The sequence below is a fragment of the Nocardia sp. NPDC006630 genome (assembly GCF_040611495.1).
GTDB lineage: Bacteria > Actinomycetota > Actinomycetes > Mycobacteriales > Mycobacteriaceae > Nocardia.
The window spans coordinates 23,702-36,023 of record NZ_JBEXOK010000004.1; the positions used below are offsets into that span (position 1 = coordinate 23,702).

General features: G+C 67.2%; 9 protein-coding genes. 4 read left to right on the plus strand and 5 right to left on the minus strand.

The genetic code is table 11. From position 1 onward, the window contains the following. Positions 1 to 27: 27 nt before the first annotated feature. Entirely contained in the window at positions 28 to 3,603 is a 3,576-nt protein-coding gene (locus tag ABZX86_RS11895; RefSeq protein WP_355122683.1) for a BTAD domain-containing putative transcriptional regulator, read from the minus strand. 262 nt (positions 3,604 to 3,865) lie between these two features. Here ABZX86_RS11895 and ABZX86_RS11900 point away from each other — a divergent pair, with 262 nt between their 5' ends. Next, entirely contained in the window at positions 3,866 to 4,093 is a 228-nt protein-coding gene (locus tag ABZX86_RS11900) for a hypothetical protein (RefSeq protein WP_355122685.1), read from the plus strand. A gap of 26 nt (positions 4,094 to 4,119) precedes the next feature. On the opposite strand, the gene ABZX86_RS11905 is transcribed toward ABZX86_RS11900, so the two are convergent. From ABZX86_RS11905 to glpK (ABZX86_RS11915), 3 genes are all read right to left on the minus strand, one after another. After that, entirely contained in the window at positions 4,120 to 4,947 is an 828-nt protein-coding gene (locus ABZX86_RS11905; protein WP_355122687.1) for an MIP/aquaporin family protein, read from the minus strand. A gap of 231 nt (positions 4,948 to 5,178) precedes the next feature. After that, positions 5,179 to 6,858, minus strand: coding sequence for a glycerol-3-phosphate dehydrogenase (gene glpD, locus ABZX86_RS11910; RefSeq protein ID WP_355122689.1), 1,680 nt, complete (start codon positions 6,856 to 6,858; stop codon positions 5,179 to 5,181). A gap of 58 nt (positions 6,859 to 6,916) precedes the next feature. Then, positions 6,917 to 8,449, minus strand: a complete 1,533-nt coding sequence (glpK, locus tag ABZX86_RS11915; protein WP_355122691.1) for a glycerol kinase GlpK — start codon at positions 8,447 to 8,449, stop codon at positions 6,917 to 6,919. Between the two features lie 150 nt (positions 8,450 to 8,599). Here glpK (ABZX86_RS11915) and ABZX86_RS11920 point away from each other — a divergent pair, with 150 nt between their 5' ends. The 3 genes from ABZX86_RS11920 to ABZX86_RS11930 are packed head-to-tail and all read left to right on the plus strand — an operon-like array spanning position 8,600 to position 11,766. Next, positions 8,600 to 9,364, plus strand: coding sequence for an IclR family transcriptional regulator (locus ABZX86_RS11920; protein ID WP_355122693.1), 765 nt, complete (start codon positions 8,600 to 8,602; stop codon positions 9,362 to 9,364). 43 nt (positions 9,365 to 9,407) lie between these two features. Then, a complete protein-coding gene (glpK, locus tag ABZX86_RS11925) occupies positions 9,408 to 10,922 on the plus strand; it encodes a glycerol kinase GlpK (RefSeq protein WP_355123799.1) in 1,515 nt (504 codons plus the stop codon). A 10-nt stretch (positions 10,923 to 10,932) separates the two neighbouring features. Next, entirely contained in the window at positions 10,933 to 11,766 is an 834-nt protein-coding gene (locus ABZX86_RS11930) for a DUF72 domain-containing protein (RefSeq protein ID WP_355122695.1), read from the plus strand. A gap of 13 nt (positions 11,767 to 11,779) precedes the next feature. Here the strand turns inward: ABZX86_RS11930 and ABZX86_RS11935 are convergent, their stop codons facing one another. After that, positions 11,780 to 12,226, minus strand: a complete 447-nt coding sequence (locus ABZX86_RS11935; protein WP_355122697.1) for a nitroreductase/quinone reductase family protein — start codon at positions 12,224 to 12,226, stop codon at positions 11,780 to 11,782. Positions 12,227 to 12,322 lie beyond the last annotated feature (96 nt).

Consider the following 12,322-nt stretch of genomic DNA (forward strand, 5'->3'; position numbering starts at 1 on the left):
CACCGGCTCCTCCCTTTTTGTCCGTTCTTATGCCACTCGAAGTAGCGAATCTCCAGTTACTGGCAGTTCGGTGCGGATTCGTTCCAGCAGTAACCGCGCGAGTTCGCGATGTCCGGCCGCCGTATCCGTCTCGCCGAGAGCCTCGGCCAGCTCGGCCAGCACGGCATCCATCGGCCCGAAAGCGGTCGTGCCCGATTCCATGCCGATGATCGTGCCGGTGTGCGGCGACAGATATTCATACAGTGCGCGAACGTCCGCGGTCTCGCCGAGCGCTATGGCGCTGCGCGCCCGCTGCGCCGACATGAGCACCGGATACATCTCCTCCCGCACCCGGTCCGTCGCCTCGTAGACGGTACGGGCGATCGCCGGTTTCCCGGCGTGCACGAGCGCGAGCGCGTATGCCTGCCCGAACAGGCTCGGCAGCTCCGTGTATGCCTCCGCGAGACGATCGGCCAGTCCCGACAGATCACCGCGGGCCCAGCCGATCGCCATGGCGCAGAACAGTTCCACCTCGGCCACGTTCGTCGTCCCGGACCGCGCTATCCGCCGCCCGAATTCCGCGTACAGCAGCTCCGACCGATCGATGTCGCCGCGTAGCAGCTCCATGGTCGCCGCGAAGCAGCTCACCATGTCCAGCAGCGGCTGCAACTGGCCTTCGTCCGCGTACTCGACCGCGCTCGCCGCCTGCCAGGCCGCTTCGCGCAGCTCCGCATGTGCCACCGCCGCGCGATATCGCAGATGGTGTGCGAGCGCCTGGTATTCCGCGAGCCCCGCTTCCGTGGCCACCAGCTCCAGCTCGGCGGCCAGCTCGTTGAACCGGGGACCGTAGTCGAACTCCAGATGGGTCGTCGCATTGATTGCCGCACAAAGCAATTCGGGATCGCCCAGGGTCCGCGCCAGCCGCACCGCCTGGCCTGCCAGCCGTTGCCCGCCCTGGTACTCGTCCAGCCCCGCCTCGAAAGTCGCCGCGATCAGGAGCCGGATCAGAGCCTGCGGCGAGCGCTGTTCGCCCGGCCGGTCGATCGCGGGCGCGGTGGTGTCCGAAAGCTCCAGTGGCCCTGCTGATTCCGCTGCCACCCCCGAGCGGTCGATGATCCCGTAGGTATGGCTGGGCGGCCAGGACGCCTCGCCGATGGTCAGGGTGTGCCGTTCCGGGGTTTCCGGCAGCGCGATGGACGTGCGCGCCCGGGCGCCGTCGGCCCCGCTGCCGAGCGCCGTGCCGGGGGCGGGCTCGGTGGCGACGCGGAGGCGATACGGCGCCAGCGCGCGGGAAAGCGCCTGGCGAATACGGTGATCGGGGGTACCCAGTTCCCGTACCGCCCAGATCGCCGGTGCGCGCCAGCAGGTGAGGGCACGCACGCGCAGGTGATCGCCGCCCAGTTCCTCGGCCAGAGTCAGAGCCCGGCCCCGCTCGGTGCGCGCCGCGCGGTGCTGATTGTCGTAGGCGAGCGCGGTGACCAGGGCGCACCGCGTATCCAGCAGGGCGGTCCGATTCACGCGGTCCGCGTGATCGGCGGCATCACCGGCCAGTTCGTGCAATTCGACGGCGGCGCGCAGCAGGCGGACGGTTTCGCTGCGCATGCGGCGGGCCATCCGGCGCTGGGCGGCCGCGTGCACCAGTGCGATTGCGGTCCTGGCGGTTTCGGCGCTCGCACCCAGAATGGCGTGCCGGGCCAGCACCTCTGGATCACGGGCCAGGGCCGGGTACGCGGCGGCGTGTGCCTCCAGCAGTTCCAGTGCGGCCCAGTGCATTCGACCGCGCCGCAGCGCCGGAATGCCTAGGTACACCGCATCCCGGATGAGCGCGTGTTCGAAGGTGATACTGCCGGTGCGCCCGGTGCCGACCAGTCCGGCCGCCTCGGCGGCGGCGATCAGGTCGATGAGCCGGTCCTCGGGCAACCCCGCCGCCAGGCTCAGAATGCCGAGCTCGCTGCCCGTGCCCCAGATCGAAATATGCTGCAGCACTTCGGTGACACCGGCGGGCAGCTGTGCGACGCGATTGTCGATCAGGTCCCGGATGGACTCCGGCACCTGCTCCAGGCTGCCGTGTGCGGCCAGCAGTTTGGCCAGTTCCCGGACGAAGAGCGGATTTCCGCCGGTGCGGGCGTGCAGTTGGGAGAGCAGGTCGTCACTGAGCGGGGCGAGTCCGGCGGCCTGCGCCGTCCGGCGTGTCCCGGCCAGATCCAGGCCGTTCAATTCCAAGGCCGCGGCGGTGTACTGGGCGAGCGCGGCCGCCGTATTGTGCACCACCGCACCGGCTTCCGACCGTCGCATGGTGACCAGCACCAGGACGGGTTCCTCGCGTAACCAGTTCACCACCTGCCGCAGCACCTGCAGCGTGGCGGTATCGGCGCGGTGCACATCCTCCAGCAGCAGCGCCACCGGTCCGGAAGTGGCCGCGTTCCTACACGATTGGGCGAGTTTGCGGGAGAGCGTGAAGGCGTCGTCGGCGCCGGTATCGGGCCCCGGCGCGGCCGCGAGCGGCGCCGCGGTGGCGGCCTCGAGTCCGCTGTGGATCTCCGACCATGCCCAGGCCGGGGGCGCGCCGTCGATCTCCGGGCAGCTGCCGGTCGCTACCGTCCAGCCGGTGTTCGTCAGTGCGGCGAGCGCGGTTTCGGCCAGCGTGGTCTTGCCGATGCCTGCCTCACCGGACACCCAGGCGAGCCGCAGGCCACCGCCGCGCGCCGCCGCCGCCAGGGTGAGCAGTTCCGAGAGTTCGGCGGCGTAGCCGGTGGCGGCCGGGGTTTCGGCCGCGGTGGTGCTGCCGCCACTGTGCCGCAGCACCGGCCGATCATCGGCTTCGGCAGCCTGGACCAGCGGCGCCAGATCCGCGGCGTGGGTGAGGATCGCGGTCTCGAGGTGGCGCAGGGCCGGTCCCGGATCGACGCCGAATTCCTCGCCCAGGAATTCGCGTGAGCGCCGAATCGTATTGAGCGCCTCCAATTGCTGGCCGAGCTGATATTGCGCGATGGCGAGCAGCCGGACGAGCTCCTCCCGTCCGGGGTGCGCGCCGAACAGTCCGCGCAGCCCGATCACGACCTCACCCCAGCGGCCCAGTTCGAGCTTGGTCTGGGCATCGAGTTCGATGGCGGTCAGGTGGAGATCGCTGAGTCGCCGCGCTTCCGGTGCGGCCCATTCGATGTCGGCGAACGCCTCCAGCGCCGGCCCGCGCCATTGTGCGAGCGCCGACTCCAGCATGGTGTTGCGCTGGATGGCAGTCGGCCGGGTTTCGGGATTGCTGATCAGTTCCTGGTAGCTGCGCAGTTGTTCTTCGAAGTGCCATGCATCGACGGCATTTTCGGCGATTCGCAGCGCATAACCGGACGATTCGGACACGATATGCCGGGCGGGCGCGCGCCGCGGCCGATCCGGTTCGAACAACCGCCGCAGATTGTGGATATGCACCTGTAGCACCGAGGCGGCTTTGGCGGGTGGTTGTCCGGCCCACAGGTCTTCGATCAGGCGTTCCGTGCTCACGGCCTGGCCGTGCGCGACGATCAGGCGGCCCAGGACCGCGCGCTGCATAGGAGTTCCCAGTGCGACTTCCCGGCCGTCGACGGACAGGAACAGGGGGCCGAGCACTCTGATCTCCGGCCCTGCCATCCCGACCCCTTCTCGTCGCAAAGCAAACTGGACGTTTGCCATGAGAAGAGCACTATCCCGCAAAAAGTCGAAGATGCCAAAAGTTTGCACGATAGTTGTCGAATGGTTACGGATGTGGTGGTAAGTCAGCCTGTTCGCGTGCTAAGGCCAATTGTTCGAATTGCTAACAATATCCCGGTGTGACCCAGCCCGTCGGAAGTGAATCGGAAGAGCTCTGGCGGATGCTTTCGGGTGGAAACAAGCATGAGGAAGGGTGGTTTACATGCTGCACCGATGCGATGTCCCGAATGGGTTAGGCAACAGCGGAATCGAACCCGAGAACGCTGGACTGTATATCGATCGCGATGGCGATATCTGGGAGAAGCAGGACAACGGCTGGCGACTGCTGCTGCAGCGCGGCGTGGCGGTCGATCCCATGTCCCTCTGGGATTGGACCGAAGGGCACGTCCGCGACTACGCGCCGTTCGCGCCCGTTGCCGGAGTGAACTGACCCCGGAGGTCCCGAGTGAACTGACCCTAAAGGTAGAGCTGCGCAACCAATCCGGCCAGCGCGCCGCCGACCAGTGGTCCCAGCACCGGAACCCAGGCGTAGGCCCAGTCGGCGTTCTTGTGCTGCTTTGATCCGTGGCGTGCGGGCAGCTGCTCGGGGATGCGCTCCGCCGATCCGCCACCGAGATCGACCGGAATGCGTTCGGGCAGCACGTTCGCGGCCCGGCCGGTGGGCAGCAGCGCATAGGCGATGCGGGGTCCCAGGTCGCGTGCCGGGTTGATGGCGTACCCGGTCGGCCCGCCCAGTGAGGCGCCGATGCCGACGACCAGCAGCGCCGCGGCCAGCGGTCCCAATCCGCTCGGGGTGTGCCCGAAGGCCAGAATCACGAAGACCAGCGCGAAGGTGGCGATCACCTCGGTGAGGAAATTCCACCGGTAGGAGCGGATCGCGGGCCCGGTGGCGAAGACCGCCAGCTTCTTGGCCTCATCGGTCTCCTCGTCGAAGTGCCGCTTGTAGGCCGCGAAGGCGGCGCACGCACCGAGGAAGGCGCCGAGCAGCTGTCCGGTGAGATAGGCGACGGTATTGGTGAAGTTCACCGGCACCCCGGGCGCGTACTCGTCGGCGCCGGAGAACAGATTGCCGATGGTGACAGCCGGATTGAGATGCCCGCCGGTCTTGTAGGCGACATAGACGCCGGCGAAAACGCCGAGCCCCCAGCCGAAGCTGATGAGCAGCCAGCCGCCGTCGAACCCCTTCGACTTTGCCAGCAATACATTGGCAACGACACCGGCGCCGAGCAGGATGAGCACACCCGTGCCCAGTGCCTCGCTGATGAAAATCGTGCTGAAGCCCATTGATGCGCCTCCCGATCGGCGTCGCGACAGTGCGGACGAAGGTGGGTCGAAGCTGAAACGGACCTTACGGTCTTTCGTTCAGCAAATCTTTAGACACACGCTACGACGACCGGGATGCCCCGCACAAGCCGCTCATTCGCGGCCGAATCCGGCGGCGGGCACGCGGCAGCGCCACGCCGGAAATGCTTCCGGCGCGGCGCTATTCGGGACTGGAATCGGGTCCGGGACGAGTCAGCTGACCGCGAGCAGGCGGGCCGCATTGGCCGCCTCGTCGTCATCGGCCGCATTGGCCGCCAGTTCGGCGTGCACGCGGTCGAAGTACTGGTTGATCTCGGCATTGGTCCGCTCGGCATCCCAGCTCAGATGCGGGGCGATGAGCCGCGCGATCTCGGGAGCCGCCCGCAAGCCGCGGTCCGGCACCTCGATGGAGATGCGGGTGCGGCGGGTGAGGACGTCGTCGAGGTGCAGCGCGCCCTCGTGGGTGACGGCGTACACGGCCTCGGCGGCAATGTAGTCCTCGGCGCCCGAAATCGGCTGGCGCAGTGCGGGAACCGCGGCAATCAGATCGAAAAGGCTCTCGGTGAGCGAACCGTACCGGCCGAGCAGGTGCTCGACGGTTTCGATCGGCAGCTCGGCGCGCAGTGCGACCCCTCGCACATCGTCGAGCATGTCCTGGTAGCCGACCGCGCCCAGCAGCGGCAGGCTCTCGGTCACCGACGGCGGTGCGTCACTGCCCAGTCGCGCGGCGGCGGCATCGACCACATCGGCGGCCATCACCCGGTAGGTGGTGTACTTGCCGCCCGCGATGACGAACAAGCCGGGCGCAGGCTCGGCGACCGCGTGCTCGCGCGAGAGCTTCGAGGTCTCCTTCGAGGCGCCGGTCATGAGCGGCCGCAGTCCGGCATAGGTGCCGACGATATCGGCGCGCGTAATCGGTTCGCGCAGCAGCGAATTGATGTGGTCGAGAATGTACTGCACATCCGCGGCGCTCGCGGTCGGGTGGTTCTTGTCCAGCGACCACTCGGTATCGGTGGTGCCGATGATCCAGTGCTCGGCCCACGGAATCACGAACAGCACGGACTTCTCGGTGCGCATGATCAGTCCGGTGTTCATATTGAGCCGCTCGCGCGGCACCATGATGTGCACGCCCTTGGACATGCGCACGTGGAACGGGAATTCCACACCGGTCATCTTGATCATGTCATCGGTCCACACGCCGGTGGCGCTGATCACGGTGCGGGCCCGAATGGTGTGCTCCAGACCGGTTTCCAGGTCCAGAACCCGCGCGCCGGCCACCTGCTCGCCGTCGCGCAGCAGCCCGGTCACCTTGGTCCGGGTGAGCACCGTCGCGCCGTGCTGGGCGGCGGTGCGGGCCAGCATCATGGTGTGGCGGGCGTCGTCGACCTGTGCGTCGTAGTAGCGGATGGCGCCGGTCATGGCGTCTTCCCTCAGCGCCGGAGCCAATTCCAGTGCGCTGGTGCGGGTCAGGTGCCGGTGCATGGGCACCGCGCGGGCGCCGCCGAGCGTGTCGTAGAGCGCCACGCCCGCGCCGATGTACGCGCGCTCCCAGACGCGATGCTGCAGCGGGAACAGGAAGGACACCGGATGCACCAGGTGCGGGGCGATCTTGTTCAGCAGCAGCCCGCGTTCCTTCAAAGCCTCACGGACCAGGGCGAAGTCGAGCTGCTCCAGGTAGCGCAGGCCACCGTGGATGAGTTTGGAGGAACGGCTGGAGGTACCGGCCGCGAAGTCGCGGGCCTCGACCAGGGTGACGGACAGGCCGCGCGCGGCAGCGTCCAGGGCGGCGCCGGCGCCGGTCACGCCGCCGCCGATGACCAGGACGTCGATCTCGGTGTCGCCGAGTGCATCGATCGCCCGGGTGCGGTAGGCAGGATCCAATTGTGCGGACACGAAATGCTCCTTGTTATCGGTGCTCACTTCAAATGGCTCTGTTGAGTCATGCGGCGCGTCAGTCCTCGTCGTCATCGTCGATATCGACCCAGTCGAGGGTGCGCGAGACAGCCTTCAGCCAGCGGGCGTAGCCGCGTTGCCGCTGCTTCTCGCTCCAGGTGGGCTGCCAGTTCTTGTCCTCGTGCCAGTTGGCGACGAGTTCGTCTGTGTTGTTCCAGAATCCGGTGGCCAGACCGGCGGCATAGGCCGCGCCGAGTGCGGTGGTCTCCGGGACCATCGGCCGTGACACCGGGACGCCGAGGAAATCGGCCTGGATCTGCATGGCCAGTTCATTGGCGGTGACGCCGCCGTCCACCCGCAGGGTCTCCAGCTTCACCCCGGAGTCCTGCTGCATGGCCTCGACCACATCGCGGGTCTGGTAGCAGATGGATTCCAGTGTGGCCCTGGCCAAGTGGGCATTATTGCTGTAGCGGGACAGGCCGAGCACGGCGCCGCGCGCATCGGGTCGCCAGTACGGCGCGAAGAGTCCCGAGAAGGCGGGCACGAAGTACACGCCCCCGGTATCGCTGACCTGACTGGCCAGCCGCTCGATTTGCGAAGCGCCGGAAATGATTCCGAGCTGATCGCGCAGCCACTGCACGGCCGATCCGGTGACGGCGATCGAACCCTCGAGCGCGTACACCGGCTTCTCGTCGCCGAACTGGTAGGCGACGGTGGTCAAGAGCCCGTGCTTGGAGTGCACAATCTCTGTACCGGTATTGAGCATCAGGAAATTCCCTGTGCCATAGGTGTTTTTGGCCTCACCCGGCCGGAAGCACACCTGCCCGACGGTGGCGGCCTGCTGATCGCCGAGCACGCCGGTGATGCGCACGGAGCCCTTGAACGGGCCGTCCGGATTGGTGGTGCCGAACCCGTCCGGATTGGACGACGGCGCGATGGCGGGCAGCATGGCCCGCGGAATTCCGAAGACCGACAGCAATTCCTCGTCCCAGTCCAGGGTTTCGAGGTCCATGAGCATGGTCCGCGAGGCATTGGTCGGATCGGTGATGTGCACGCCGTCGCGCGCGCCGCCGGTGAGATTCCAGATCAACCAGGAGTCCGGGGTGCCGAAGAGCGCATCGCCGTTCTCGGCGTCTTCCCTTACGCCGGGGACGTTTTCGAGAATCCACTGCAGCTTGCCGCCGGAGAAGTACGGTGCGGGCGGCAGTCCGGCCCTGTGCCGGATCAGCTCGCCGTGCCCGGCCTTGTTCAGGTCCGAGATGATGCGATCGGTACGGGTGTCCTGCCAGACGATGGCGTTGTAATAGGGGCGTCCGGTGCGCCGGTTCCACACGATGGTGGTCTCGCGCTGATTGGTGACGCCGACGGCGGTGAGATCACTCGCCGTGAGTTTGGCGCCCGCCAGCGCGCTCTTGATCACGGTCCGGGTGCGTTCCCAGATCTCGTCCGGATTGTGTTCCACCCAGCCGGCCTGCGGCATGATCTGCTCATGTTCGAGCTGATGGCGGGCAACCACATTGCCGTCGTGATCGAACACCATGAATCGCGTGGAGGTCGTGCCTTGGTCGATGGCTCCGACGTACTGCGTCATCGCGGTCCTTTCCGGATACTCGTCTTTGAGTCCGTTTGCGCTGGTGAGCACGGTCGCCGCCGGGCCCGACGTCAACGCTACGAACTGCAGGCGTTCCTTGACAGGTCAGCCGTTCGACAATGCCGAACGGTTTGCTGATAGGTTACGGACATGCCGGGTCCGATTCAGTCGATCGAGCGTGCGGCGGCCATGTTGCGCCTGCTCGCGCGCGGCTCCGGGCGGATGGGCGTGGGGGAGATCGCGGCGGCGCTGGGCCTGGCCAAACCGACCGCGCACGGCATTCTCAAGACCCTGCAGGGCGTGGGCTTCATCGATCAGGACCCGATCACCGGCAAGTACCAGTTGGGTTCGGCGCTGGGGTCATTGGGCGCGGGTTATATCGACACCAATGAGCTGCGCTCCCGGGCCATCAACCGGGCCGACGCCCTCGCCGCGCGCAGCGGGGAATCGGTGCGCATCGCCGCACCGGTGCACGGCGCGGTGACGGTGATCCATCACGTCTTCCGGCCGGACAACACCGCACAGGCGCTGGACGTGGGAGAAGTACTGCCGCCGTACGCGACCGCGCTCGGCAAGGTGCTGCTCGCCTACGACGCCGAACTCGCGGCGACCGTCAAAGATGGCGACCTGCCCGCCCTCACGCACCGCACCATTGTCGACAAGCCTGCGCTCGGCCGGGCGCTGACCGAGGTCCGCCGCACCGGCTGGGCCGGTGAGACAGGGGAGTACCGCTCGGGCGAGGCCGGTATCGCCGCACCGATTCGGGCCCGGGGCGGCCTGGTGGTGGGCGCGCTCGGCATTACCGGTCCGATCGAGCACCTCTGTGACGGCCAACTCCGCATGCGCCCGGCGCTGGTCGGCCAGGTGCGCGATGCTGCACAGGCAGTGTCACGGGATCTCGGTGTGGCGCAATGACATCTCGGTGCTGCGCAACGACTCAGGACGGGAGCGGACGCGGATGACGCAACGGTATGTGCTGGCGATCGATCAGGGCACCACCTCCACCCGCTGCATCCTGTTCGATCAGCGCGCCCGTCTGGTCGGCGTCGCGCAGCGCGAACACCGTCAGCACTATCCGCACCCCGGCTGGGTGGAGCAGGACGCGCTGGAGATCTGGCGCACCGTGGAGAAGATCGTCCCTGCGGCACTGCGTGATTCGGCCATCACCGTCGATCAGGTGGCGGCGGTCGGCATTGCCAATCAGCGCGAGACCACCGTGGTGTGGGACAGCCGCACCGGCACCCCCATCGGCCGCGCCATCGTCTGGCAGGACGTGCGCACCGAGGAACTGGTCGAGCGGATGCGGGAATCCCCGGGGGCGCAACGCATTCGGGAACTCTGCGGGCTCCCGCTGGCCACCTACTTCGCCGCGCCCCGGCTGCGCTGGCTGCTCGATTCCGTCCCCGGCCTGCGCGAGCGCGCCGAACGCGGCGACGTCCTGTTCGGCACCATGGAGACCTGGCTCATCTGGAATCTCACCGGCGGTGCGGATCACGGTGAGCACGTCACCGATGTGACCAATGCCGGTCGCACGCTGCTGATGAACCTCACCACCCTGGCCTGGGACGATGAACTGCTGCGCTTCTTCGGTATTCCGAAGGCCATGCTCCCGCGCATCGAACCCTCGACCGGTGAATTCGGCGTCGCCCGCCGGGTGGTCCCCGGCGTGCGCATTGCCGCCGCCCTCGGCGACCAGCACGCCGCATTGTTCGGCCAGACCTGCTTCGCGCCCGGTGAGACCGAATGTACCTATGGCACAGGCGGTTTCCTGCTGATGAACACCGGCCGGGAATTGGTCCGCTCCCAGCACGGCCTGCTGACCACCATCGGCTACCAGGTCGGCCCCGATCCGGTCTACGCCCTCGAGGGGCCGATTGCCGTGACCGGCTCACTGGTGCAGTGGCTGCGCGACAATATCGGCCTGATCGCCAGTGCTCCGGAGATCGAAACCCTCGCGGGCACAGTCGAAGACAATGGCGGCTGCTACCTCGTCCCTGCCTTCTCCGGCCTGTACGCGCCACACTGGCGCAGTGATGCCCGGGGCCTGCTCATCGGCCTCACGTCATATATCACCAAGGGCCACATAGCCCGAGCCGTGCTGGAGGCCACCGCCTGGCAGACCCGCGATGTGCTCGAGGCCATGAACGCCGATGCCGGACTGCGCGCGGCCGCCCTGCGCGTCGCCGGCGGTATGACCTCCGACAATCTGCTCATGCAGATCGTCGCCGATGTGCTCGATATTCCGGTCATGCGGCCGATCGTCGCCGAAACCGTCTCGCTCGGCGCGGCCTACGCCGCGGGCCTGGCGGTCGGTTATTGGCCGGATCTCGAAGGCCTGCGCCACAACTGGCGGGTGGCGGCCCAGTGGGTGCCGCGCATGGATCCCACTCTGCGGGACGAGGAGTACGACAACTGGAAGCGTGCGGTGGAGCTTACCTTCGGTTGGCTGCGGCCAAAGAAGCCCTTGACCTAACGTGTGAGATATGCGGTTGTACGTGGGATGCGCAATGTGGACTCACCCGGAGTGGCAGGAGCGCCCATTGCCCCCGGCAAAACGCCTGCGCACATACTCCTCGTGGTGCAATGCGGTGGAGGGCAATACGACGTTCTACGCCACACCGCAGCGCCGCACCGTGGAATCCTGGGCCCGCCAAACCGATCCGGACTTCCGCTTCGTAATGAAGTTGCCCCGCACCGTCACTCACGAGCGCCGGCTTGCCGGTATCGACAATGAGATGAACGCCTTCCTCGATGCCGTCGAACCGCTCGGCCGCCGCCTGCACGCCCTGTGGATCCAGCTCCCCGGCTCTTTCACCGACCTCACCGCACTCGCGAATCTTCTGGAGGCACTGCCGCCGCACTATCGGGCGGCAGTGGAGGTGCGGCACCCGGCATTCTTCGAAAATCCCCGAGCCATAGCCCAATTGGAGGCCGTCCTGGAGAACGCGGGCGCCGAATGGATCCCCTTCGACACCACCGTCCTGTTCTCCGCTCCGGCCGCCAGCGCCGCCGAACACGAAGCCCGATCCAAGAAGCCTCGCCTCCCGCGTCGTCTCCGCGCCCTCACCGAATACCCGATCGTCCGCTACCACGGCCCCGACGACGCCGGCCGCACCGTCGCGGGCTGGGCGCCCTGGGTGGAGCAGACCGTCGAATGGCTCCGAGAAGGCCGCTCTCCCACCGTCTTCATCCACACCCCCGACAATGCGGCAGCCCGCACCCTGGCTCGCCGCTTCCACGCCGAAGTCCGCACCCGGCTGCCCGAACTGGAGCCCCTCCCGGACCCCGTCCCCACCGACCCGATGACTTTGTTCTGACGAGTCGGCTGCGTCAGAGCGCGATCTGAACCAGAGTCGTGATCTCGGCCGCGCTCCGAAGGTCCTCGGCCTTCGGCCGCCCCTCGGCGTCCCGGCCCACGCCGTAGTACTTGGAGTCCGAGGGAGTCGCTTCCAGGAACGAGGTCAGGCTCGCCGTCACGATCGCGAGATCCTTTACCACCGTGGCTGTTCCGGACAATGTCTTACCGCCGATCAGCAGCTCCACCGGGGCCCCGCCCCGGAGATTGATCCACCACTTGCTGTCGGTGTAGCAGCTGACGAGATCTCCCTCGCGGACGTATCTGACCACCGCGGTGTACCGCTTGCCGGTCTTGCGCCCGGTGAAGTTCAGCAGCATGGTGTTACGGCTCATCACCCGATGCAGAGGCGATCGCAATATGCGCTCGACCACCCAGTTCACGTAGCCGGGAACGGTAGGCGGTGTCGATGTCGTGGTCATTGGATCCCCCTGGATCGTGTGGTGGCACAGCCTTCGCGGCTACTGCACGATTCGAAGCTACCGAAATACGGGCGCGGGCGAATCCGGGAGAACCCT